This window comes from Methylobacterium sp. Leaf466 (assembly GCF_001425565.1).
GTDB lineage: Bacteria > Pseudomonadota > Alphaproteobacteria > Rhizobiales > Beijerinckiaceae > Methylobacterium.
This window is the reverse complement of sequence record NZ_LMRC01000013.1, coordinates 27903-53101: the sequence shown is the minus strand read 5'-3', so window position 1 is coordinate 53101 and position 25199 is coordinate 27903. Positions and strand designations below refer to the sequence as shown.

Genomic DNA, 25199 nt, shown 5'->3' with positions numbered 1-25199 from the left:
CCGCCAAGGTCGCCATCGTCGCCACCGGCCGACGCCTCGTCGTCCTCGCCAACGCCCTGGTCAAGGACGACAAAACCTTCGCCGAAAGCGACCTCATGGCTTGACCGACAATACAGTCGCCGGTTGATCACGTCGTGATGCGGACATGGGCTTCGTTCAGGCGCCGCGCGGGCTCGACATGGGCTTCGCTCAAGCGCCGCGCGGGCTCGATGATACGGTTCCCACTCGATTCGAGCGGACACCGAATCAAAGATCCGCGATGGATCGAGGCGCGGGCCCAGCTTCGGCCATCGCCACGTCGTGGTTGGCAGAGGGTCGGCGAGACGCGGCCTTCGGGCATGTCTCCGATTCCTGGAGTCGAACCGGCGGGGCGGCAGCCCGCCCGCGGTCGGACCGGGCCGGTCGACCCGGCGTCGTCTTTCCCGCCTACGGCATGGTCTTTCCCGCCTACGGCATGCGCTGGAACAGGCGCACCGCCTCGACGTCCATGCGGGAGAACGCCCTGAGGGCGACGGGCTGGAACGCATCCCAGCGGGCCGCGGCCACCCGCTGCGGGACCAGGCGGGGCCGGCAGGCGTCGTCCCACAGGCAGGCGTTCTGGCGGGCGATCTCGCAGCCGGTGGTGCAGGCCAGGGCCGGTGCCGCCGAGACGGCTCCCAGCAGCACGAGGGACAAGGTCACGGCCGTCGATCTGAAGGACACCATCTGATTGCTTCCTGACTGCGGAACGGACCCGGATGTCGGGTGACACGACGGAGTCGTGGTCCGTCTCGGATTGGAGGGCATCGCCGTTACCGGCGGGTCACCGCCGCACGAAATCAATGCCCGGCTCGCAAAATGGTTCATATCGTCTTGCGAGAGCGCGGGCGGGACGGGCGATCATTCGATTCGCCGTGGCCGGCCCCTGCCGAGACCTTGCATCGACCGAGATGTCCTATCGACAAGGCGGCTATTCGGCGGCGCCCGTCCGGCACCACGCCGTCCAGAGTTCGTAGCCGCTCGCCATCGGGTCCGACGGCGCGCACCAGGCGGAGGCGTCGGTCCCGGTCTCGATCGAGCGGGTGGCGACCCTGGTCTGTTCGAGGCCGTTGAACACCGCCTGGCAGCCGGAGCTCAGGCTGGCCTTCTTCTGCCGCAGGCAGGTGGTGATGCGCTCGACGTTGGGGATGTCGCCGCTGCAGAACTTGAACACGTCCGGGGTACAGGCCGCGCGCTGCAGGGTGGTGCCCTGCGCCAACCCCGCCGACGTGCCGATGCCGAAGATCAATCCCGCACAGGCCATCACCACTGTCTTCATTCCGACCTCCCGACGTTTCGACACGCCATTCCCGCTCCCGACGGGGCGCGGACAAGATGACCGGACGACCGCGGGTCGGCCTGTTCATGGGACCGACGTTATCGTGCAAGAGTTGCCGGTCAACCGTGAATCGTCGATCCGGTCTCGCCAGTCGACGGCCCCGTGCGGGACAGCACGCAGGCGCGGATGTTCTGTCCTCGCGGGGTTTTTTACGCCGGACGCACGGGTGTCGGGCTCTTCAATCGGCCGCTCGTGCGGCCTCGACGCGGATCGGCCGGATCGCCGCGCCCTCGCGCAGGAAGGCGCCGGCGCGGGCGACCACGACGTCGTTCCGCTCGAGGCCGCCGCGCACCTCGACGTCCCCACCCGCCGACAGTCCGATCGTGACGAGGCGCGGCTCGATCCGGCCGTCCTCGACCCGGTAGACGAAGCGGCCCTCCTCGCCGATCATCACGGCCGAGGCCGGTATTGCCGTGCCGCAGCGTTCCTCCACCGTCACCACCGCGCGCGCGAAGGTGCCCTGGCGCGGCTCGCCGGCCTCCGCCATCTGGATGCGCACGCGCCCTGACTGCGAGGCGCCCTCGGCCGAGGCCGACACGGTCCGGACCCGGCCGCGGCTCTCGGGCAGGCCGAGCGGCGTGACGGTGGCGGGCTGGCCCGCCGCGATCCGGCCGAGGTCGGACAACGGCACCTCCGCGGCGAGTTCGAATTCGCCCTGCGCCACGATCTGGAACGGCGCCGGGCCGGCGGCGGTGACGGGCGCCCCCGGCGTCGCCGAAACCCGCCCGACCACCCCCGAGGCCGGCGCCCTCAAGGTCACCGGCGGCTGCTCCGGCCCGTGCAGGCGCCCGAGGGTGGCCAGCACCTGGCCGGCGGCGACCCTGGCCAGGGGCTCCACCGCTACGGTGAGGACGCGCAGGCCCTCGCCCTCGGGCCGGACCTCGATCTCGCGGCGCGGCACCACCACGCCCCCGAGCCGGACCTCGTCCTTGAAGCAGAGGTGTCGCGCCGCGATGACGCTCACGGGCAGCGCTTCGGTGACGACGGGATCGCCCGGCGGATCGGCGGGATCGTCCCGCCACGGGAGGGGACCGGCCCGGAGGGCGAGCGCCAGGGCCGCCGGCACGGCCAGCGCCGGGACCAGGAGCCAGCGGCGGGCCGGCGCGCTCCGCCGCAAGCGGTCGCGCACCGACCCCGCGGCGGCGGCCTCCTGCGGCCACACCACCCGGTAGGCATGGACGGGGCGCGGGATGTTCTTGAGGCGCTGCGGGCCGATATCGCGGAACTGCACCGGCACCTTGTTGCTCACCGCCTCGTGCACGGAGGCGGACAGGCAGATGCCGCCGGGCTCGGCGATGCCCTCGAGGCGCGCGGCGACGTTGACGCCGTCGCCGAGGAGGTCGCCCTCCACCGCCACCACGTCGCCGATGGTCAGCCCCATGCGGAATGCCAGCCGCCGCTCGGGGGGAAGCGCGTCGTTGCGGCGGCCGAGCTCCCGCTGGATCGCGATGGCGGCGCGCAGGGCCTCCACGGCGCTGGGGAACTCGGCGAGGATGGCGTCGCCCGCGGTGTTGAAGACCCGGCCGCCGAATTCGGACACCTGCCCCCGGTAGAGGGCGGTGTGGTCGGCCAGGCGCCGGAGGGTGTCCTCCTCGTCCTGCGCGATCAGCCGGGAATACCCCGCGACGTCGGCGGCCAGGATCGCCGCGATGGTGCGCTTCATCGCTCCGGCCCCGCGCCCCGCAGCCCCGCGCCCCGCAGCCCCACACCTCGCAGCCCCGCACCCCGCATGCTCCCGGCCTTTCGCTGCGCAACGGGGTCCGAGGCCGAGACCGGGATGGCCCATGCGTCTGGCGCCACGCACGCTTTCGGGCGGCCCGTGTCAAGGCCCCGGCTCAAGTGAAGAGCGAGGTTTGCGCAGGTTTGGGGCCGGTCCGGCGCCCGGTTTTGCCGCCGGGGATTCGCGAGGATTGCTCAGTTCGCCGGGACGGCGTGTGGACGGACTGCGACGCTATTGCGAAATCCCCGTTTCGATGCGTATCAGGACGGGCAGGCTTTTGAGCAGAGCACCGCATGTTTGGACGTCTACTCGTTGCGGCGACACGCGTTCTGGCGACCGGACTGATCGTGGTGCCGGGATTGGTGCCGGGATTCTTGGCATCGGTGTCGCTGACCTCGACTCCGGCCACGGCCGGCGGCGTGTCCCGCCAGCGCCAGGCCCTGCTCGTCGCCAACGCCGTCTATCCGGACAGCGACGCGGCCCTTGCGACGCCGCCGGGCGACCTGCGCCTCCTCGCCGAGGAGCTCAAGCGCAAGGGGTTCGCCGTCGAGACGGGCGAGAACCTCGACAAGGCCGCCCTCCAGGCCGCCATCGACCGGTTCGTGCGCAAGGTCGAGACCGGCGCGGTGGCCCTGGTCTACTTCGCCGGCTACGGCATCCAGGCGGGGCGCAGGAACTACCTCGTTCCCGTAGACGCGCGGATCTGGAGCGAGCCCGACGTGCAGCGCGACGGCATCGCCCTCGACACGGTCCTGGCCGACCTCGACAGGCGCGGGGCCGGCGCCCGGATCCTGATCCTCGACGCCGCCCGCCGCAACCCGTTCGAGCGGCGCTTCCGCAGCTTCTCGGCCGGGCTGGCCGAGCCGAAGCCGGGCCCGCGCACCCTCGAACTGCAGTCGGCGGCCCCCGGCAGCGTCCTCGTGGAGACGCGCGCGGCCACGAGCCCGTTCGCCACCGAACTGGTGCGCCAGATCGCCGTGCCGGAGGCGAGCGCCGAACAGGCGCTGGCGGCCACGGCCGAGGCGGTGGCCCGCGCGAGCCGCAACCAGCAGAAGCCCGCCCTGATCGCGGGAACGACCGAGCCGTTCGGGTTCGATCCGGCCTGGGTGAGGCCGGCCGCCCCCATGGCCAAGCTCGAGGACAGGCCCGCACCGGCGGCCCGTCCTCCCGAGGTGCAACCCAAGGAGGGAGCCGCCAAAGAGGGGTCGTCCAAGGAATCCCCGGCGAAGGACAAGGCCGCCAAGCCGACCGCGACCCTGCAGGACAAGGACATCGACGCCATGGTGGCGGCGGAGGAGGAGACCGCGCGCGAGTTCAATGCCGCCATGGCCAAGGGCACCAAGGGCGCGCTGGAAGGTTTCCTCAAGCGCCATCCCTCGGGGCCCCTCGCCAAGACCGCACGGGCGGAACTGGCCAGGGTCGAAGGCACCGCCCGCCCGCCGCGCGAGGCCGAGAAGCCGGTCGCCGTCGCGCCGCCCCCGCCACCTGCTCCTGCGCCCGCGGCCGAGCCCGCACCGTCGGTGCCATCACCGCCGGTACCCTGGCGCTCGCCCCCCAAGACCTATTCGATGGCCGAACTGCAGCGGAAGGCCTCCCTCGACGCGCGCATCACCCGCAACCCGCGCGATGCCACCGCCTTCTACGAGCGCGGCCAGTTCCACGCTCAGCGCGACGACTATCCCGCGGCCATCGCGGATTTCGACCAGGCCATCCGCCTGGAGCCCTCGAGTCCCGAGGCCCTCAACAACCGCTGCTGGGTGCGGGCCATCAACAACGACCTGCGCAAGGCCTTGTCCGACTGCAACGACGCCCTCAAGCTCAAGCCCGGCTTCGTCGACGCCCTCGACAGCCGCGGCTTCGTCAACCTCAAGGCCGATGCCCTCCAGGCGGCGATCCAGGACTACGACGCGGCCCTGCGGCTGGCGCCGACCCACAGTTCGTCCCTCTACGGACGCGGCATCGCCCGCTCCCGCCTCGGCCAGTCTGCCCAGGCCAACGACGACCTGACCCGGGCGCTGGCGCTCAACCCGATGATCGACAAGGACTTCGCGCAATACGGGCTGCGCTGAACGTCCCTCGCGAAACGCCCGCTGCGCCGTCGCGGCCGGCCCCGGCCGTCGCCGGTCGACCGCGATGGCCGTGCGGCCCAGCATGGTATCCTCACGAAATCTGCTTTGGCGATCGCGAAACCTGATTCGCGCGGTCGGCTCGTCCGGCGACCCGAATCACCAAGGCCCGATCCGCAGCAGATCGGCCGGCCGCCGGGGGCGGGAATGATGAGGACCGGCGATGCGCCGGCGCACATGACTCGCGATGACATGGCCTGCGGGGCGTCTCCTCTGTGCAAGCCTGCACATTTCCCTCGCCGAGGGCGCGGAAGGTCTGAGAAAACCGGGCGAATGCTGTTGATCGCTGCCTGGGGGCGTGGGAAGAACACGGTGTTGCACGTCCATCGACAGCGCGACTTCGGAGGCTGAGATGACCACTTTCTCGAAACTCTCCCATGGTGTGATCGGGTTGATGGCCGTCGCCTTCCTGGCCTCGGTGGCGCCCGTCCAGGCGCAGCAGGTCACGGAGGACGAGATCCTCAAGGCCCTGTCGCCGCCCAAGACCCGCAGCCTGTCCATCGGCGCCCCGACCCGGGTCGCGCCGAGCGGCGACGAGGTCTTCGTCGATACCCTGCGCAACAAGAGCAGCCGCGACCTGAGCGCGAGCGCGCGGGAGAAGCTCAAGACCGTGGCCGCCGACAAGCCGGCCATCGACCTCGTGATGGAGTTCGACTTCCGGTCCGACGCGCTGCGCGGCGAGGCCCTCCGGAACGCCGACGCCCTCGGCAAGGCACTCTCGAAGCCGGAACTCGCCAACCAGACCTTCGTGATCGCCGGCCACACCGACGCCAAGGGCTCTGACGCGGCCAACCAGATGCTCTCCGAGCGCCGGGCCGAGGCGGTCAAGCGCTACCTCGTGGCGACCTACAAGCTGCCGGCCGAGAACCTGATCGCGGTCGGCTACGGCAAGACCAAGCTCAAGAACCAGGCCGCGCCCTTCGCCATGGAGAACCGGCGCGTCCAGGCCGTGAACCTGCTCCAGGTGAAGACCGCGGCCCGCTAGGACACCCGCGTCCCGACCCCGCGGGCAGGCGCCCGCGGAGTCGGCGGGCGCCCTCACCCCAGTCGTCGCACAAGGCCGGACCCAACCGTGCAATCCTCCAGCGTCGCGTGTCGTCCCGGGCGGGGCGGGAGTGTCCCGGGCCCTGGCGGAGGGGTCGCGCGAATCGCGCTCGGGCTCTGCCTGTTCGCCCTGGCGACGTCGGCCGCCCGGGCCGAGAGCACGCCCGAGGGCACCACCGTCATCGGCATCCGTGCCGGCCAGGCCTGCATTCAGGAGCAGATCCGGATCACCGGGTTCGCGCTGGCCCGCGAGGAGAGCGGCACCAGCCTCGCGCTGGACGGCTACCGCATCACCCAGGTCCTCGTCGCCGAGGGCGACAGGGTGACGAGCGGTCAGGAGGTTCTGCGCGCCTCCCTCCTCGGCGCGGAGGAGGGCGGTGCGTCGCAGGGACGCCCGGCCGGCGTCAGCGCCCGCGCGCCCATCGCCGGCACCGTCACCCGCGTCACCGCCCGCGTCGGCATGGCCACGAGCGCGGCGATGCCCACCGGCCCCGGCGGCGTGCCCGAGCCGCAGGTGCGCATCACCGGCGAGGGCGGCATCGACCTGCTCGTGGACGTGCCGAGCCCCTATGCCACCAAGATCCGCACCGGCACGGTGGCCCGCATCGTCTACGGCCCCGGCCTGGAGGCCAAGGGCACCGTCCGCGTGCCGGTGAGCGAGGTCGACCCCGCCTCGCAGCTCGGCCGCGCCCGCCTCACGATCGAGCCGGCCTCGGCCCTGCGCCCGGGCCAGTTCGCCAGCGCCGTCCTCGAGACCGCGCGCGACTGCGGCCTGTCGGTGCCGCGCTCGGCGGTGGTCTACCAGAACGGCGTCACCAGCGTGCAGATCCTCAACGGCACCAAGGTCGAGCGCCGCCGGGTCCGCACCGGCCTGTCCGACGAGACCACCATCCAGATCCGCGACGGCCTCGCCGAGGGGGAGCTCGTGGTGGTCGATGCCGGCACCGCCGTGCGGCCGGGCGACCGCGTCACGCCGGTCGTGAGCCGGGACGACGGCAAGAACGCGGGCAGTCACACCGGCAAGAACGACGGCAAGAACGACGGTAGGAACCGCTGAATGTCGCTCAACGTCTCCTCGCTGGCGATCAAGCGGCCGCTGCCGTCCATCGTGTTCTCGATCATCCTGCTGGCGCTGGGCTGGGCGAGTTTCGTCCGGCTGCCGATCACGCGCCTGCCGAGCGCCGACATCCCGCTGATCTCGGTGGTGGTGACGCAGTTCGGCGCGGCCCCCGCCGAGATCGAGACGCAGGTCACCAAGGTGGTGGAGAACGGCGTCTCCGGCGTCGAGGGCGTGCGCCACATCGCCTCCTCGATCACCGACGGCCTCTCGGTCACCACCATCGCCTTCCGGCTCGAGACCAACACCGACCGGGCCCTCAACGACGTCAAGGACGCGATCACCCGCATCCGCTCCGACCTGCCCCAGAGCGTGCAGGAGCCTCTGATCCAGCGGGTCGACGTGGTCGGCCTGCCGATCGTCACCTATGCGGCGCGTGCGCCGGGCAAGAGCCCGGAGCAGATCTCCTGGTTCATGGAGAACACCGTCAAGTCCTCGCTCCAGGACGTGAAGGGGGTGGCGCAGGTCGAGATCATCGGCGGCGTCTCGCGCGAGGTGCTGGTCTCCCTCGATCCCGACCGGCTCCAGGCCTTCGGCCTCTCGGCGGTGGACGTGAGCCGGCGCCTGCGCGGCACCAACGTCACCGTCACCGGCGGCCGGGCCGAGATCGGCGGCCGCGACCAGGCGATCCGCACGCTGGCGGCGGCCAAGACCATCGACGAGCTCTCGGGCGTGATGATCGCCCTGCCCACCGGCGGCGAGGTCCGGCTCATCGATCTCGGCATCGTCACCGACACCATCGCCGACCGGCGCACCTTCGCCCGCCTCAACGGCGAGCCGGTGGTGGCGGTGGGCATCAAGCGGGCCAAGGGCGCCAGCGACGTGGTGGTGGCGAAAGCCGTGCAGACCCGCGTCGACACCCTGCGGGCCGAGAACCCGGAGTTCGACCTCACGCTCATCGATTCCTCGGTGGAGTTCACCCTCGGCAACTACGACGCGGCGATCCACACCCTGTTCGAAGGGGCGATCCTGGCCGTCATCATCGTGTTCCTGTTCCTGCGGGACCTGCGCGCCACGGTGATCGTCGCGGTCTCGCTGCCGCTGTCGATCTTCCCCGCCTTCTGGGCGATGGACATGCTCGGGTTCTCGCTCAACCTCGTGAGCTTCCTCGCCATCACTCTCTCCACCGGCATCCTCGTCGACGATTCCATCGTCGAGATCGAGAACATCGTGCGCCACATGCGCATGGGCAAACCCGCCCTGCAGGCGGCCTCCGAGGCCGCCGACGAGATCGGGCTCGCGGTCATCGCCATCAGCCTCACCATCATCGCGATCTTCGCGCCGGCGAGCTTCATGTCCGGCATCGCCGGGCAGTTCTTCAAGCAGTTCGGCATCACGGTGGCGGTGCAGGTGCTGTTCTCGCTGCTGGCGGCGCGATTCGTGACGCCGATGCTGGCGGCCTACCTCATGAAGCCGCACACCAAGCCCGAGAAGCCGCCGGGCCCGATCCTGCGCGCCTACACCCGCCTCGTCACCCTCTCGGTGCGCTGGTCGCTGGTGACGGTGCTCATCGGCTTTTGCTTCTTTGCCGCCTCCATCGCCAGCCTCGGCCTGCTCTCCCAGGGCTTCCTGCCGGCGCAGGACACCTCGCGCTCGGTGATGGCGCTCGAACTGCCGCCGGGCTCGCAGCTCACCGACACGGAGGCGACCACGGAGGAGATCGTCACCGCCATCCGCGCCCTGCCGCAGGTGCGCAGCGTGTTCGTGGACGGCGGCCGCGTGCCCAGGGAGCCCACCGAGTTCCGGCGCGCCTCGCTCATCGTCAACTACACGCCCAAGGCCGACCGCTCGATCACCCAGCGCGAGCTGGAGCAGGAGATCGGCAAGCGCCTGCGCCAGGTGCCCGACATCCGCTACTACTTCGTGGACGAGAACGGCCTGCGCGCCATCGCGCTGGTGGTGCGCGGGTTCGATCCGCGCATCGTCGCCAACGTCGCCAACGAGCTCGCCGGCCAGATGCGCCGCATCCCCGGCGTCGCCAACGTGATCTCGGGCACCACCCTCGACCGGCCCGAGCTGCAGATCAGGCCCCGCCTCGATCTGGCCGCCCGCCTCGGGGTGACCCCCGAGCTCCTGGCCGAGACCATCCGCGTGGCCACCATCGGCGACGTCGGGCCGGCGCTGGCCAAGTTCGACGCCGGCGACCGGCTCATCCCGATCCGGGTCCAGCTCGACGACCGCGCCCGGCTCAACCGCAACGTCCTCGAACAGCTGCGGGTGCCGATGGGGCGGGGCGGCAGCATCCCCCTCTCGGCGGTGGCCGACCTCGACTTCCAGCAGGGGCCCACCAACATCAGCCGCTACGACCGCCAGCGCCAGGCCAGCGTCGAGGCCGACCTCCTCGGCTCGGCGGCGCTGGGCGACACCCTCAAGAGCATCGACGCGCTACCGGTGATGAAGTCCCTGCCCAAGGGGGTGACCATCAGCCAGTCGGGCGACGCAGAGAGCCTCAACGAGCTCTCGGAAGGGTTCGCCCAGGCGATCAGCGGTGGCCTGATGATGGTCTACGCGGTGCTGGTGCTGCTGTTCGGGTCGTTCCTGCAGCCGCTGACCATCCTGTTCTCGCTGCCCCTGTCGCTGGGCGGGGCCGTCATCGCCCTGATGATCAGCGGCAAGCAGCTCACGACCCCGGTGTGGATCGGCATCCTGATGCTGATGGGCATCGTGACGAAGAACGCGATCATGCTCATCGACTTCGCCGTGGAATCGATCCGCCACGGCATGCCGCGGGACGAGGCGATCATCGATGCCGGCCGCAAGCGGGCGCGGCCGATCGTCATGACCACCATCGCCATGGTCGCTGGCATGCTGCCCTCGGCCCTGGCCTTCGGCATCGGCGGCGAGTTCCGCTCGCCCATGGCCATCGCCATCATCGGCGGCCTGATCTTCTCGACGCTGCTGTCGCTGATCTTCGTGCCGGCGATGTTCGTCGTGGTCGCCCGGGTCGGCGACCTCTTCACCCGCCTCGGCCGGAGGATCGCGGGGCTGGCCGACCGGCCGCACAAGACCGCCGCCGGGACCGAGGCGCATGCCCCGGCGCCCGGCGGGCCGGGGGCGGGCGGTGCCTGAGGCTCAGCGCGGCCCGGAACCGCCGGCCGGCTCGCGCCGCAGGATCGGGTTGACCCTGTCGCCGTCGCGCAGGAAGGCGCCGGCCCGCACCACCACCGTGTCCGATTCGGTGAGCCCCGTCAGGATCTCGACGTCGGTGCCCGACAGCAGGCCGGTGGTCACCTGGCGGGTCACCACCCGGTCGTCCTCGACGGTGTGGACGATGGTGCCGTCGGCTTCGTACTGGATCGCGGAATAGGGCACGCCGATGCCGCAGCGCTCGGCCAGCACGATCACCCCGCGGGCGAAGGTGCCGACCCGCAGGGCGGCGTCGGTGGCGGCCAGGGCGATGCGGGCCCGCCCGAGCTGGCTCGCCGGATCGATGCCGCGGTCGACCCGGCGGACCCGGCCGGCGACGTCGGCAAGGCCCAGGGGCGCGATCGTCACCGCCTGCCCGGCCGCGAGCTTGGGCAGGTCGGCCAGGGCCACGTCCGCCTGCAGGTCGACCTCGCCGCCGGCCATGATGCGGAACAGGGGCTCCTGGCGCGGCGACACCGGCGATCCGACGCGGGCCTCGCTGCGCAGGACGGTGCCGGCGACCCCCGAGCGCACCGTCGTCCCGGTGCCGGGCACCCCTTCCATCGGGCCGAGGTTGGCCAGGGACTGGCCGGCGGCGACCTTCTCGAGGGGCTCGACCAGCACCTGCGTCACCTTCAGGCCCTCGCGCTCGGGGCCGACGTCGACCTCCTGGCGCGCCACCAGCACGCCGGTGACCTCGACCCGGTCGGAAAAGCAGACGCCGCGGGCGGCGCGCACGCTCACCGACAGGCCCGAGGGCGCCTTGGTCTCTTGAGCGCCTGTCTCCTGCACAATGCCGGCGGGGAGGCCGAGCAGGAGGCCCGCGACGGCGGCGAGGCGGGTGCGACCCGGGGACCGGGGATGAGGCATCGTCATGATCCTGGAGATCTCGATCGTGAAGGTTTCAGCGTCGCCGCGGGACGGGGGCGTCCGGGCGCGACCTTGGGAGGATGGCGTCGAGGAAGCCGCCGAGTTCGCCGCCGATGGCGCCTTGGCCGCCGCCGGTGGCACTTTTGCCTCCGGTGGCACTTGGGCCGCCCAACAGCCCGGTTCCGAGGTCCTGCAGCGCCTCCATCGCGCCGGCCGGATCGTCGAGCAGCCCCGCCATGTCGGCGGAGACCGCGGGGTCCCGCCAGGGGCCCGCCACCCGCACCGGGACGGAGAGCGAACGGCCGGGCCGGCGTCCGCGCTGGGGCGTGACCCTGGGCTGGAAGGTGAGGTCCAGGGTCTGGCCCACGAGATCGAGGCTGCCGCTGCCGCCGGCTTCGATCAGCGGCGAGCGCAGGGACAGCCCCTCGGTGACGCCGGTTCCCTGCGCGATGCGCAGGCGCCCGCCGAGATAGCTGAAGCGGGTGGCCGCGCTCCCCCGCTCCTGCCCGAGGGAGGCGAGGACGGCGAGGAGCTCCGAGCCCTCCAGGGTGCCGTCGGTGACGCTCATGTCCGCCGAGCCGGTGGCCGCGCGCGGGACGTCCTCGGGGCGGGCGGCCACGGCCTCGATGTCGAGGCTCGCCGTGAGGCGCCCGTCGATGGCGGCGATCCCGAGGAGGTCGCCGAGCAGGGGGCGGACCTGCCCCTGCGTCAGCGCGAGGCCGAGGCGGTGACGGCCCGCGGTTCCGGCCGGTGCCAGGGCGTAGCGGACCTTCAGCGTCCCCTCGTAGGCCCGGGCCGCCGCGAGCCCGGCCTCGAGGACGCCCGCGCCCACCTTGGCGGTGACGGCGACGCCCTCGATCCGGGCCGGCCCGAGGACGAGGCGCCCGAGCGCGATGCGGCCCTCCCCCTCCACGGCCGCGAACCAGCGGGGATCGGGCAGGATGCCGACCGGGACGGGCACGGTGAGGCCGGCGGGCGCCCGGGTGGAGGATCCTTCCGGCGCCAGGGCGAGGGCGTCGAGGCGCAGGTCCGCCGCGATCCGCGGTTTGGCGGAGGCGCCCGCCGGCAGGTCGCAGAGCAGGTCGCCCGAGAGAGCCGCACCGTCGAGGGTCCCCGTGAGGCGGTCGAGGGCGACCCGGCGGCCCTCGAGGCGCAGGCTGCCCGCGATCGTGCCACGGCGGCCGGAGGGGCCGCCCGGTTCGAGGGTGAGGCGCAGCGGACGGCCCGATCCGGCGGGGGGATCGAGGGCCAGTGCCAGGCGATGGCCGCCGGCGTCGAGATCGAGCCGGTAGGTCGCCCCCGCCGGCACCGGGCCTGAATCGAGATCGAGGGTGAGGTCGGCGGCCGGTACCGTCACCGACAGGCTGCGCCCGTCCGCGGACAGGTCGAAGGCCTCGATCCTGGCGCCGCCGGCGAGGGCCGAGAGCCCCGGCTGCCCCTCGCCGCCCGCCCGGGGCGTGGCCGGCTCCCCGTCGAGGGGCAGCCGCAGGCGGGCTTCCTCGACGCGCACCCGCAGCGCCCCGGCCCCGCCCATGACGAGGGCGAACGGCCCGGAGAGATGCACCTTGCGGACGTCGAGCCCGAGGCCGGCGCCCGCCCGCCCGGCGCCGACGTCGGACAGCACGAGGCTCGGGCCCGCTCCGAGCGCGACGGACCCGATCCGCCAGTCCAGCCCCGTCTCACGGGCCAGCCGGTCCCGGACATGCCCCGCCAGGACGCCCGTCAGGAGCGGCCACGCCGCGGCCGCGGCTACGGCCACGGCGAGGCCGGAGGCGGCGATCCAGGCGGGGCGGATCGTCATCGGACTACGACCACGGGTCTTCGACCATGCGTCTTCCCCAACCTCGTCGATGCGGAGCGCATGCGAATCACGCGACAGATTCCACCACCGCCGCGCTTTCGCCAAGCCGATCTTATGATGTGTTGGGCGGCGCCGTTGCAACGATCGCCCCGATTTGGCGGCCGATCCTCCGTGGCAATTCAATGTTCGGGTACCTCGGTGCCGGCGCGGGCCGCGGAAATCTCTTGGCGGTGCGCCCGGTCACTTGATCGGCGTGCGACCCGGCGTGTACTGATGAGGCCCATGAAGAAGGTGCTGCCAGCGCTGTTCGTCCTCCTGCTCACGATGTGGGCATCGGCGGCGGTTGCGCAGACCCAGACCGGCAAGCGCGTCGCCCTGATCATCGGCAATGCCGCCTACGCCAGCTTCGGCAAGCTCGACAACCCGAGCAACGACGCCGAAGACATCGCCGCCGTCCTCCGGCAGATCGGCTTCACGGTCATCGAGGGCCGCGACCTCAGCAAGCGCGACATGGACCGGCGGCTGGCGCAGTTCTCCCGCGCGGCGAGCGACGCCGAGACGGCGGTGGTCTACTACGCCGGCCACGGCCTGCAGTACCAGAACCAGAACTTCCTGGTGCCGACGGACGCGCAGCTGAAGGACGGGTTCGACATCCCGTTCGAGACGATCTCCGTCGACAGCGTCATCGGCGCCCTCGACAACTCCCGCGGCGCGCGGATCATGATCCTCGACGCCTGCCGCAACCTGCCGCTCACCGAGGGCGTCAAGCGCGGCAGCGGCACCGGGCTCGCCCGGGTGGTGGGCCGCGACGGCCTGATCATCGCCTACGCCACGCAGTCCAACCAGGTCGCCTTCGACGGCCAGGGCCGCAACAGCCCCTACGCCGAGGCGCTGGCCAAGTCCCTGGCCGAATCCGGCCTCGAGGTCGGGCAGGTGTTCCAGCGGGTGGCGGTGGCGGTGAAGAAGGCGACGCAGGGCAAGCAACTGCCCGAGTTCTCGCGCTCCTACGCCGACGAGGTGTTCCTCAACCGGGCCGAGACCGACTCCCAGGCCTGGAGCCGCCTGCGCAACAGCAACGTGGTGGCCGACCTCTCCGCCTTCATCGAGAAGTTCCCGGCGAGCTTCCTCGCCGATGCGGCGCGCATCCGCATCCAGCTCCTGGAGAACCAGGCCCGCTACGCCGAGCAGGAGGCCGAGAACCGCCGCCAGGAGGAGCGGCGCGCCCAGGAGCGGCAGCTCTGGGCCCGCCGCGAGGAGGAGCAGAACCACCGCGAGCAGGCCCGCCTCAGCATGGAGAAGTCGCGCCGCGAGGAGGAGCAGAATCAGGCCGAGCTCGCCCGCCTGATGGCCCAGCGGCAGGACGAGGAGGCCCGCCGCGAGGCGATCCGGCGCGAGGAGCGCGCCCGGCAGGAGCAGGCCCGCCTGGACGCCGAGAAGGCCGCCCGCCTCGCCGCCGCCGAGATCCTGCGCCGGGAAGAGGCCGCGCGCCTCGCCCGCCAGGAACAGGCCAAAGCGGAGGCGGAGAAAGCGGCGCGTCTGGCCGCCGCCGAGCAGAAGCGCCGGGACGAAGCCGCGCGCGTCGAACAGGCCAGGATCGAGGCCGAGAAGGCCGCCCAATTCGCCGCCGCCGAGCAGGCGCGCCGCGACGAGGCTGCCCGCGTGGAGCTGGCGCGGCAGGAACAGGCCCGGATCGAGCAGGCCCGCGCGGATGCCGAGAAGGCCGCACGCCTGGCTGCCCTGGAGCAGAAGCGCCGCGACGAGGCCGCGCGCATCGAACAGGTCAAGATCGAACAGGCCCGTGTCGAGGCCGAGAAGGCCGCCCGCCTCGCCGCCCTCGAGCAGGCGCGTCGCGACGAGATCGCCCGGCAGGAGCAGGTCAAGGCCGAGAAGGCCGCACAGGTCGCCGCTGCACAGGTCGCGGCCGCCGAGCGCCAGCGCCGCGAGGACGCGGCCCGCCTGGATCAGGCGAAGGCCGAAGCCGCGCGCGTGGCCGCCGCCGAACAGCAGCGCCGCGACGAGGCCGCCCGGCAGGAACAGGCGAGAGCCGAGCAGGCCAGGATCGAGCAATCCAAGGCCGAACAGGCCAGAATCGAACAGGCCAGGGCGGACGCCGAGAGGGCCACCCGGCTGGCGGCGATCGAACAGACGCGTCGCGAGGAGGCCGCACGGGTCGCCGCCGCCGAGCAGTCGCGCCGGGAAGAGACCGCCCGCGCCGATCAACTGCGCATCGCCTCCGAGGCGGCGGCTCAGGTCGCCGCGGTTCGGCAAGAACAGGTCCGGCAAGAGCAGGCTCGTCTGGCGGCGGACGCCGAGGCGGTCCGCATGGCGGCCGTGGTGGATTCCAGGATCGCGGCGGTCGAGCCGGTCGCCGCCGCCGGGGGCTTTGCCCTGTCCATGGACGCGGCCAAGGCCGTGGTCGCCCCCTCCGACCGGGCGCCCGCCGACCGGGCGCCCGCCTCCCAGGCCGACACCGCCAAGTTGCCCCACACCGCCTATGCCAGCCTCGACCTCAAGGAGATCGGCGACGTCAAGGCGACGGTTCCGGGCAACCCGGGCGAGGTCCAGCGCGCGGTCCAGCGCCGCCTGACCGAACTCGGCTGCTACACCGAGCCGCCGGAGGCCTCGTGGGGCCGGCACTCGATGGCGGCCCTCGACCGGTTCTACGCCGCCGCCAAGCGCGCCGATCGGGCCAAGACGGATCAGGCCAAGACGGACCAAGCCAAGACGGATCAGGCCAAGGCCGAGCTGACCGGCAACGGCCCCAACCGCTCCATCCGCATCGCCTCGACCCTGCCCGACCAGCTCACCCTGGACGATCTCAACAGCTACAGCGGCCGGATCTGCCCGATGATCTGCCCCACCGGCAGCGAGCAGCAGGGCGAGGTCTGCGTGAAGGTGACCTGCCCGAACGGCACCGTGCTCAGCGACAGCGTCTGCCTGCCGCGCAAGGCGGCCCCGGTGGCGGTCGACCCGGCCCCGCGCATCCGCAAGGCGGCGCGCCCGGCGGAGATCGAAGAGGATGTCCGGCCGGCTCGCAAGGTCGTCGCGCCGCCGGTGGAGCGGGAGGTTCGCCGCCCCGCTCCGCGCGAGGTCGTGCGCCCGGCTCCGCGCGAGGCCGCCCGTCCGGCTCCCAGGCCCACCTACAAGATCGTGGCGCCGGTGCGCGCCGCCCCGAAGGTGCCGGCCCTGTCCACCTACACCCGCTCGGCCCCGGTGCGCGCCACCGCCTCCTCGGCCCCGAGCGTCACGCCCGCCGAGATCGGCGCGGTGCGCGCCATGAGCCGGATGCCCTGATACGGCCAGCGCTCGATGACCGCGGTGGCCGGATCGGCACGCCCGCGCGGCGCCCGGACGAAGCCCATTTCCGTATCACCGAGCCCGCGCAGCGCCTGAGCGAAGCCCATTTCCGCATCACGAAGTGATCACCCGGAAATGGTACGAGTGATCCATCGGAAATGGCACGACGCACCGGAGACGGTCGGCCGGCGTTCGCGCCGGAATTGCCCGCGTCCCCGAATCGCCGATTGCGAATCATGCCGCGGCCCTCAGGGTCTCGGCACCGCACGGCTGGCGTCGGCGTGGTGTTCGCCGGTCTTCGCGCGCAACCCTCCGCCGAAACGACTGCGTTGGAATTTCCGGGGCCGGCTCAAGTTCTGTCTTCGCCCGGCGGGACAGCGTTTGTGGCCCCATGGCAACATGCCTTCGAAATTCAAGGTGGTTTAGAATCGTTAAGGCGTTTCGTCACCCAAATCCGGATACCTGGCTGTACAGTCTTGGCGAGGTCAAAGGGCACCAGACGATGCATTCTCACGCCATTACCGCACCGGGCGGACGCGCCGACCGATCGGCCTCGCGTCGGAGCGCCTTGCGGGCCAGCCTTCTCGCAGGCGTATCCCTGGCGGTCCTGCCCTTGGCGATGGCGCTGGTGACGGCATCCGAGGCCACCGCGCAGGGCATCGCGCCGGGCTTCGACCAGACCCAGGTCCCGCGCGGGGACGACAATTCCAGCGGTCCGGTGACGCTGCCCTTCACGGCCAACTTCTTCGGCGGCAACTACACGCAGATCTACGTCAACAACAACGGCAACGTGACCTTCGGCCGGCCGCTCAGCGATTACACGCCCACCGGACTCGACGCCGATTATCGCGGCGCCCCCATCATCGCGCCGTTCTTCGCCGACATCGACACCACCAATGCCGCCAGCGGCGTCACCGCCTACGGCACCGGCACCTATGCCGGCCGCACCGCCTTCGGTGCGACCTGGCCGGCCGTGGGCTATTTCGCGTCGAAGGCCGACAAGCTCAACACCTTCCAGGTGGTGCTGACGGAGCGCTCCGACACGGGCGCCGGCAATTTCGACATCACCTACAACTACCGCAGCATCCAGTTCGAGACCGGCGACGCCTCGGGCGGCACCAACGGCCTGGGCGGCACCTCCGCGGCCGTGGGCTATTCGGCCGGCACCGGCGTCGACGGCACCTACTACCAGCTGCCGGGCGCGCTGGTGCCGGGCTACTACCTCGACGGCAGCCCCTTCGCCCTCGCCACCGCGTCGAACGGCGGCGCCCCGGGCCAGTTCCTGTTCCCCGTCCGCAACGGCGGCGTCCTGTTCGCCCGGCTCTGCTCGGCCGGCGACAACGCCTCGACCACGACGCTGGCCAACTGCGGTCCGCGCGGGGTCTACGGCGGCGGCATCTTCTACACGCCGACCGGGGCGCTCACCCTCAACGTCCTGCAGAACACCACCATCACCGCCGCGGCCGGGCAGGACGCGCTGCTGGTGATGGCGGCGACGGCCGGCGGTTCGCAGGGCGGCAACGTCGCCGTCACCGTCGATTCGAGCGCCCGCATCGTATCGGCGGCGGGCAGCGGCATCCGGGTCGAGACCCAGGGCGGCGCCGGCTCGGCCACCGTCGCCAACGCGGGCACCATCGAGGCCGGCACCGCCGCCATCGTGGCGCGGGCCGGGACCGGCTCGGTCGAGGTCGCCAACGCCGGCACCCTCACGGCGCCCATCGGCATCGCCGCCGGCTCCACCCGCGGCAACGCGGTGGCGACGAACGACGGGGTGATCCAGGGTGCGACGGTGGGCATCGCCGCCGGTTCCCGCGCGGGCGTCGGGGTGGCCAACTCCGGGCAGGTGACCTTCGGCAAGCTCGGTCTCGCCGCCGGCGGGCTGTTCGGCCCCGTCACGATCACGAACCGCGGCACCCTCACCCAGGACGCGACCCTGCCGACGCAGGTCAACACGGCGCAGTTGGCGACGCTGCCGAGCGACTTCGCGCGCTTCGTGCCCGCAGGCACGGCCGGCATCTACGCCCGCACCGTCGGCGGTGCCGTCACGGTCGTGAACGCGGGCACCGTCACCGCGTCGGTCGGCATCGACGCGGCCGTCCTCGACGCCACCGCCCAGGGGCTGGTCCCCCCGGCGGTCGGTGCCCTGACCGTCTACAACTCCGGCCTCGTCGACGCCGCCCTGGCGATCGACACCACGGCCAGCCGCGGCGCGACGCAGGTCGTCAACGCCGGCACGATCGCCGGCCGCGTCGCCCTCTCGGCCGGGTCGAGCTTCGGCAACGACACCTCGGGGATCTTCAACCCGCTCGGCACCAGCACCTTCGGCGGCGGCAGCCTCACCAACGCCGGCATCGTCAACCTCGGTCCGGACGTGACCCTGGCCGGCCTGTCGAGCTTCACCAACGCCTCGGGCGTGGTACGGGCGAGCGGCGCCTCCGCCGTTTCGGCGGCGACCTTCACCAACGCGGGCACGATCGACCTGCAGAACGGCCGGGCCGGCGACAGCCTCACCATCAACGGCAACTACGTCGGCCAGAACGGCCGGGTGAACCTCGACGTCTCGACCCAGACCAGTTCCTCGGACCGCCTGGTGATCACCGGAAGCGCCGGCGGCACCACCGGCCTCAACCTCCTCAACCTCACGCCGGGGCAGGCCTTCACCACCTCGCCGGTGCTCGTGCAGGTCAACGGGGCGGTGAGCCCCGGCGCCTTCGGCATCGCCAACGTCCAGAGCTTCGGCGCCCTCGACGTGGCGCTGCTCACCGGCGCCCTCGGCACAGAAGGCGGCAGCACCGTCTCCCTCGTCACGGTGCCCAGCGCGGTGGGCCAATCCGGCACCACGGCGGTCCTGGCCGCCCAGAGCATCGCCTTCCAGGGCGGCACCGCCATCCTCGACCGCGTCACCCAGATCCGCGGCGACGCCCAGCGCGCCGCCGCCGGCTCGGCCCCGGCCCTGCCGCAGATGACGCAATACGCGCCGCTCGGCCAATACGCGGCCCTGGTGAGCAAGGACCCGATCGCCCCCAGGATCGTGGCGCCGGCCCCGCCCAGCAACATCAAGCCCGCCGTCTGGGCGCGTGCCTTCGGCGACATGGAGCGCCGCACCGGCTTCAGCACCCTCACCTTCGGGGGCGCCAACTTCGGGCGCGACCTCGGCTACAGCCAGGCCACCGGCGGCCTGCTGGCGGGCGCCGACGTGGTCATCAGCGGCGTCACCGCGCCGGACGACGGCCTGATCCTCGGCGTCATGGGCGGCTACACCACCGCCAACGTCCGCCTCAACCAGCAGGCGGGCCGCCAGGATTACGACGGCGGCACGGTGGGCGCCTACGCCACCTACCTGAAGGGCGGCTTCTTCGCCGACACGCTGTTCAAGACCGACCTGCTCGGCCTCGACATCACCGCGCCGGGCGTGCGCCAGTCGACCGGCCTGCAGAACTACAACGTGCTGGGCAACATCGGCTACCGGTTCGACCTGCCCAACGCCCTCTACATCGAGCCGACGGCGGGCCTCGAATACGTGTCGACGGTGTTCGACCGCACGCCGGTGCTCGCCGCCAACGCGGTGCCGCTGCAGGACGGCGACGCCTTCCGCGGCCGCATCGGCGCCCGGCTCGGAACCGAGTTCGTGCAGGACAACATCCGGGTCGAGCCGAGCATCACCGGCCTCGTCTACAACGTCTTCACCGAGTCCGGCACCACCGCCACCTTCGGCGGCGGCACCCGCCTCACGGGCCTCACCAACGTCAACAAGGCGCGGGGCGAGATCCAGGCCTCGATCAATTTCCTCAACCTCACCACCGGCCTGTCCGGCTTCCTGAGGGCCGACTACCGCATCGGCGAGGACCTGCTCGGCGGCGGCGGCCGGGCCGGCATCCGCTACCAGTGGTAGGCCATGGCTGATCCCTCCCGGGGGATCGCGCGACCGGGGCGGCCGGATCGGTATCGGTCCTGCCGCCCTTCGTCCTCTCCCCGCCGGGCAGGATCGTCAGGGGGCGTCGACCTCGACGACGCGCGGGCCCCCCTCGTCGGGGCCGTCGAACAGGACCAGGAGCCGCAGCCGGCCGTCGGCCTCGCCGAGGGGCAGGAGCGCCTCCGGCTTCACCTTGGGGCCGAGGGAGGGAACGGCGCCGAGGCTCTTGGTACGTCCCGCCCCGTCCCACCACGTGACCGCGTAATCCCCGTCGGCGACGCTGCCGTCGGCCGGGTCCTGCACCGGGCCGGCGAGGACGAGGAAGCCGTCGCCGAAGGTGACGAGGTCGCGCACGCCGCGTGCGCCACCGAGGTCGACGGTCGTCACCTCGGCCTTGCCGATTTCGCCCTCGAACAGGACGCCGAGGGGCACGGACAGGATCGCCGCCCTGCCGCCGACGAGGGGGCCACGGAACCCGGCATAGAGCCGGCCGCCCTTCACCGCCGCGCCTTCGATGTTGAGGCCGTCCTTCTTGAGGGGCTGGTCGAACAGGAGCGCCCGCTCCGCGGCCAGGAGGCCGGGCAGGGCGGTGGAGGCCGTGACCGCCACCGGTCCCGTCAACCGTCCCCTGGCGTCGACCGCGGCCGGGTCGATCCGCAGGCGGAACAGCTTTCGCGACGCCGCCGCCCTGGCGTTGCTGCTCGGGTCGTCGGGGCCGCCGTCGGTGTGCCGCGGCCGGCCGTGCGAGCCGACGACGTAGAACAGGCCGTCGGCGTAGGCGACGGCCTCCGCATCGAGGTCGAGGGCCCTGTCGCCATGGGTCTCGTCGGTCAGGCGGATGAAGTCGCCGGCCAGGAGCCGGCCGTCCTCGAGGATGACGATCTGCACGCCCTGGGCCTGGTCGTCGGCGATCAGGCAGGTGCGCGGAAAGCCGGCCGTGGTGGCGCAGGCGAGGCCGCTCACGTCGGTGGACTTCTTGACGTCGTCCTTGTCGACCCGGCCCGGCTTGGCCCTGTCCTTCTTCGGCTCCCCGAACAGCTTGCCCTCGACCGCCCATGTCGCGCTGCCGGCCGCGGCCGGCAGCACCCAGGTCGCGCCGCCGGCCGCGGCCGGCAGCACCCGGGAGGGGATGGCGATGCAGGCGATCGCCGCCAGGGCGAGGGTCGCATCACGTCGCAGGATCATCGCCGGTCTCCGTCGTCGCCGCTCGCGAAGGCCCGGGCCGGGCCTCGACGCGCGCGGCGGGCCCCGACCCTATGGCCGCCTGCGCGAGGGCTGGAAAGCGGCACCGGCGGGCCAGGCCCTCACGTCACCGTGGCCTCCAGGCGCTCGGCGATGTCGCGGCCGAGCGCGTGGCCGGTGCGGTCGCGCTTGACCGTGAGGTAGGTGAGGTTCTGCGCGGTGACGCGGCCGAGGCTGCGCTGCGAGCCGACCACGTCGAGCCCGGCCGCGGCCAGGGCCGCGATCTTGGCGGGGTTGTTGCTCACCACCTGCACCCGGTTCACCCCGAGGCCGCGCAGCATCGCGGCGGCGAAATCGTAGCGGCGCTGGTCGACCCCGTAGCCGAGCGCCTCGTCGGCCTCGTAGGTGTCGAAGCCGCAGGCCTGGAGGTCGTAGGCGCGGATCTTGTTGGCGAGCCCGTTCCCGCGGCCCTCCTGGTCGAGATAGAGCAGGATGCCGCCGCCGGTCTCGGACATGCGGTGGATGGTGCCGCGCAGCTGGTCGCCGCAATCGCACTTGAGCGAGCCGAACAGGTCTCCGGTGAGGCAGGCCGAATGCAGCCGCACCGCCACCGGCGCGGACAGGTCGGGCCGCCCGACCACGATCGCCACCTGGTCGCGCAGGCCGTCGCCGCCGCGAAACACCACGAACTCGCTGTCGAGGGCGCCCTCCAGGGGCACCGGGGCGCGGCTGACGATGCGCACGCCGACACCGCGGTAGGCGGCGATCGCCGCCTCGTCGAGGGTGAGGAGATGGGCCGGCACGGCCGCCGCATCCGCGAGCGGCACCACCACCACGGCGGGCAGCATCAGGGCGGCGCGGGCGAGGTCGAGGGCGCTCTCGTCGAAGGGGGTGGCCGGGGCCACGGGGGCGTCGATGCGGGCATCCACCCGCAACGCCAGCCGGGCGATCCGCTCGGGCTCGACGGCGGTGAGGTGGACGATGCCGGCGCCGGCACGCTCGGGCAGCCCGAGCCGGCGCAGGCGCGGGGCCGGCAGCACCAGGTGCACCGGCGCATCCAGCCCGGAGAGGAAGGCGGCCAGGGCCGCGTCCACCGTTTCGGCGCAGGCGACGAGGGCGGGCCTCGCCCCGAGGACGGCGACCGGACGGCCGGCGCGCAATTCCGCGATCGCGCGCTCGACGGCCACCTGTTCGGAAGCGTCCCTGCGATCTACATCCTGGCACGTCGTGGGCATCGATGACCTCTGGTTCCACGGCCCGACGACGAACGACGACGGGACACGAGTGATGGCGAGCGTGACGAGTCCGGACGGTGTTTGCGATCCGTCCCGTCCGCCCTCGGCTGCGCCTGATGTATTGCGCGCCGACGCCGATGACATGGGTGCGGCGTCATGGACCCTCTTCGCGCCGTTCGCGGCGGGAACATCGCAGCGTCCTTTCGTCTTAGCGCAACTCGGCCAATCGCTGGACGGGCGCATCGCGACGCCCTCGGGCGATTCGAAGTACATCAACCTGTGCCCGGCCCTCGACCATCTCCACCGGGTCCGCGCACGGGTCGACGCGGTGGTGGTGGGCATCGGCACCGTCCTGGCCGACGATCCGCTCCTCACCGTGCGCCGCGTCGCGGGGGCGAGCCCGGCCCGGGTGGTGATCGACCCCTCCGGCCGGATGCCGTCCACGGCCCGCTGCCTGGCGGAGGACGGCGCGCGCCGGGTCGTCGTCTGCCGGCCGGGTGCGGCGGTTCCTCCGGGGGTCGAGGCCGTGCGGATGGAGGCAGAGGCGGCGTTCTGTCCACTGGCCATCGTCGCCCGCCTCGGGAGACTCGGGTTCGCGCGAATCCTCGTCGAGGGCGGTGCGCGCACCGTCTCGGCCTTCATCGACGCGGGCGCGATCGACCGGCTCCACCTGATGGTGGCGCCGATGCTGATGGGGTCGGGCCGCAACGGCCTCGACCTTCGGCCCATCGTCGCCCTGAACGAGGCGATGCGGCCGGCGACCACGAGCTATCGCCTGGGCGGGGGCGAGGTTCTGTTCGACTGCGACCTGCGCCGCCGCGCCGAAGGAGGACCCGCCCCATGACGGCACCCACGACCCGACCCGAGACGACCCGACCCGAGACGACCCGACCCGCGACCTATTCCACGAGCCAGAAGGCGCTGCACTGGGGCATCGCGCTGCTCATCCTCGTCCAGGTGCCGCTCGCGCTGGCGATGACCAACGTCGGCGAGGGGGCGCTGCAGAACCAGCTCTACGAGTGGCACAAGTCCTTCGGCCTCGTGGCCCTGGCCCTGGTGGCGGCCCGCGTCCTGGTTCGCTTGTCGCGGGGCGCACCCGGCGCCGAGGCGGGGCTGCCGACCTGGCAGAGGCGGGCGGCCGGCGTGTCGCACGCCGCCCTCTACGGGCTGATCGTGCTGGTGCCGCTGCTCGGCTGGGCCGGCACCTCGGCCTGCTGCGCCCCCGTGAACCTGTTCTGGTCGGTGCCGCTGACCCTGCCGATCTCAGGGGGCATGCCGGTGGGCGAGCGCATCCTCGGCGTCCACACCGTGGCGGCCTTCGCCCTCGTGGCCCTGGTCGCCCTCCACACGGCGGCCGCCCTGCATCACCACCTCGTGCGCCGCGACGGCACCCTGCGCCGGATGCTGGCGAGCCGGTAGGGACCGGCGCGGCGGCCCGACCCAGCCGGACGAGCCACCGCCCTACCGGGGCGGGATCGCCAACAGATCGGCGTGGCCGATGCGCGCCGTGGTCTCCGGGCGGCCGCGGGCGGCGGTCCAGTCGGCGAGGGCGTCCGCACCGACGCGGCCGGTCTGGGCCACCGCCGCGGCCTTGCCGTCCTTGAGCATGCGGACCAGGGCGCCGTGGCCGGGGCCGAGGTCCCAGGGGCTCGGCGCGGTGGCGACGCCGTAGCCGTGGCGGCCGAACTCCTGCGCCAGCGCCGCCGTGGCGCCCGGCCCCAGGGCCGCCCCGAAACCCTTGTCGATCCCCTGGTGTGCCAGGAAGGCGGCATGGACGGCGGCGTCGGCCGCGTGCGGCGGCGCCCAGGTCTCGGTGCCGTCGTAGCTGAGGGCGGTGTAGAAGACCGCCCCGGTCTGCGCGACGGCCTCGACGAACCCGGCGACCCACACCGCCGAGACGAGGTCGAACAGGGCCGCGGCCGTGACGAGATCCGGGGCGGGATCGAGGGCTGCGCCAAGACCGGATCCAAGACCTGATCCGAGACCTGCTCCGAGACCTGCTCCGAGATTTGACCCGAGCCCGGCGGCGAGGTCGAGGGCCGCGAAGGTCACCCGCAGGCGGGCGGCACCCTTCTCCAGGACGAGGGTCTCGCCGTCGGTCGCGGCCCGGTCGGCCCAGGCGAGGAGGGCGGTGCGGGCGGCCGCCAGCAGCGCCGGGTCGTGGTCGACGAGCCGCCACGACTGGCGCGGTCCCAGGTGAGGACTGAGCCCGCGCAGGTTCGAGCCGGTGCCGCAGCCCAGATCGACGATTCCGATCTCCCGGTCGGCTGGCAGCGCCCGCCCCAGGTCGGCCACGAGGCCGGCGTCGCGGGCGGCGTGGTCGGCGGGCTCGCGCAGGGCGAGCCATTCGCTGCTGAAGCCGGTCATGCGGGATCTCCCGGGGGTCGCACGATGGGTCCGGAAAACCGGAT

16 protein-coding genes are annotated in these 25199 nt (G+C 72.5%); 8 read left to right on the top strand and 8 right to left on the bottom strand.

Annotated features, from left to right (window positions below):
• Nucleotides 1-447 precede the first annotated feature (447 nt).
• From ASG59_RS08280 to ASG59_RS21240, 3 genes are all read right to left on the bottom strand, one after another.
• Nucleotides 448-681, bottom strand: a complete 234-nt coding sequence (locus ASG59_RS08280) for a hypothetical protein (RefSeq protein ID WP_210168506.1) — start codon at nt 679-681, stop codon at nt 448-450.
• A 268-nt stretch (nt 682-949) separates the two neighbouring features.
• Nucleotides 950-1297 carry a hypothetical protein gene (locus ASG59_RS20885; protein ID WP_200938158.1) on the bottom strand — a complete coding sequence of 116 codons (348 nt, stop codon included), beginning with the start codon at nt 1295-1297 and terminating at the stop codon, nt 950-952.
• 238 nt (nt 1298-1535) lie between these two features.
• Nucleotides 1536-3020, bottom strand: a complete 1485-nt coding sequence (locus ASG59_RS21240; RefSeq protein WP_056408182.1) for an HlyD family efflux transporter periplasmic adaptor subunit — start codon at nt 3018-3020, stop codon at nt 1536-1538.
• A 350-nt stretch (nt 3021-3370) separates the two neighbouring features.
• Between ASG59_RS21240 and ASG59_RS08265 the strand changes: the two genes are divergently transcribed.
• The 4 genes from ASG59_RS08265 (at nt 3371) to ASG59_RS08250 (ending at nt 10433) form a co-directional block, all read left to right on the top strand.
• Nucleotides 3371-5146 (top strand): caspase family protein, encoded by a 1776-nt coding sequence (locus ASG59_RS08265; RefSeq protein WP_082528684.1) that lies wholly within the window; start codon nt 3371-3373, stop codon nt 5144-5146.
• 409 nt (nt 5147-5555) lie between these two features.
• On the top strand, nt 5556-6188 hold the full coding sequence (locus ASG59_RS08260; RefSeq protein ID WP_056408177.1) for an OmpA family protein: 633 nt from the start codon (nt 5556-5558) through the stop codon (nt 6186-6188).
• A gap of 87 nt (nt 6189-6275) precedes the next feature.
• The gene (locus ASG59_RS08255; RefSeq protein ID WP_055880245.1) at nt 6276-7304 is read left to right on the top strand and encodes a hypothetical protein; all 1029 of its coding nucleotides are present in this window, start codon (nt 6276-6278) and stop codon (nt 7302-7304) included.
• Complete coding sequence (locus ASG59_RS08250) at nt 7305-10433, top strand: efflux RND transporter permease subunit (RefSeq protein WP_056408176.1); 3129 nt, start codon at nt 7305-7307, stop codon at nt 10431-10433.
• A 3-nt stretch (nt 10434-10436) separates the two neighbouring features.
• On the opposite strand, the gene ASG59_RS08245 is transcribed toward ASG59_RS08250, so the two are convergent.
• The gene (locus ASG59_RS08245) at nt 10437-11360 is read right to left on the bottom strand and encodes an efflux RND transporter periplasmic adaptor subunit (protein WP_082528687.1); all 924 of its coding nucleotides are present in this window, start codon (nt 11358-11360) and stop codon (nt 10437-10439) included.
• A 34-nt stretch (nt 11361-11394) separates the two neighbouring features.
• On the bottom strand, nt 11395-13161 hold the full coding sequence (locus ASG59_RS08240) for an AsmA-like C-terminal region-containing protein (RefSeq protein ID WP_056408171.1): 1767 nt from the start codon (nt 13159-13161) through the stop codon (nt 11395-11397).
• Between the two features lie 282 nt (nt 13162-13443).
• Here ASG59_RS08240 and ASG59_RS20880 point away from each other — a divergent pair, with 282 nt between their 5' ends.
• Nucleotides 13444-16455 carry a caspase family protein gene (locus tag ASG59_RS20880; RefSeq protein ID WP_056408167.1) on the top strand — a complete coding sequence of 1004 codons (3012 nt, stop codon included), beginning with the start codon at nt 13444-13446 and terminating at the stop codon, nt 16453-16455.
• 571 nt (nt 16456-17026) lie between these two features.
• Nucleotides 17027-20350 carry an autotransporter outer membrane beta-barrel domain-containing protein gene (locus ASG59_RS21415; RefSeq protein ID WP_056408163.1) on the top strand — a complete coding sequence of 1108 codons (3324 nt, stop codon included), beginning with the start codon at nt 17027-17029 and terminating at the stop codon, nt 20348-20350.
• 96 nt (nt 20351-20446) lie between these two features.
• Here the strand turns inward: ASG59_RS21415 and ASG59_RS08225 are convergent, their stop codons facing one another.
• The gene (locus ASG59_RS08225; protein WP_056408160.1) at nt 20447-21556 is read right to left on the bottom strand and encodes a DUF3616 domain-containing protein; all 1110 of its coding nucleotides are present in this window, start codon (nt 21554-21556) and stop codon (nt 20447-20449) included.
• Nucleotides 21557-21675: 119 nt separating this feature from the next.
• Nucleotides 21676-22788 (bottom strand): GTP cyclohydrolase II RibA, encoded by a 1113-nt coding sequence (gene ribA / locus ASG59_RS08220; RefSeq protein ID WP_055880227.1) that lies wholly within the window; start codon nt 22786-22788, stop codon nt 21676-21678.
• Between the two features lie 142 nt (nt 22789-22930).
• Between ribA and ASG59_RS08215 the strand changes: the two genes are divergently transcribed.
• Both ASG59_RS08215 and ASG59_RS08210 read left to right on the top strand, forming a co-directional pair.
• Nucleotides 22931-23632 carry a RibD family protein gene (locus ASG59_RS08215; RefSeq protein ID WP_056281553.1) on the top strand — a complete coding sequence of 234 codons (702 nt, stop codon included), beginning with the start codon at nt 22931-22933 and terminating at the stop codon, nt 23630-23632.
• On the top strand, nt 23629-24207 hold the full coding sequence (locus ASG59_RS08210; protein WP_056408159.1) for a cytochrome b: 579 nt from the start codon (nt 23629-23631) through the stop codon (nt 24205-24207). Before ASG59_RS08215 ends, ASG59_RS08210 begins: the two co-directional genes overlap by 4 nt.
• Nucleotides 24208-24249: 42 nt before the next feature.
• On the opposite strand, the gene ASG59_RS08205 is transcribed toward ASG59_RS08210, so the two are convergent.
• The gene (locus ASG59_RS08205; protein ID WP_056408156.1) at nt 24250-25155 is read right to left on the bottom strand and encodes a hypothetical protein; all 906 of its coding nucleotides are present in this window, start codon (nt 25153-25155) and stop codon (nt 24250-24252) included.
• Nucleotides 25156-25199: the final 44 nt, after the last annotated feature.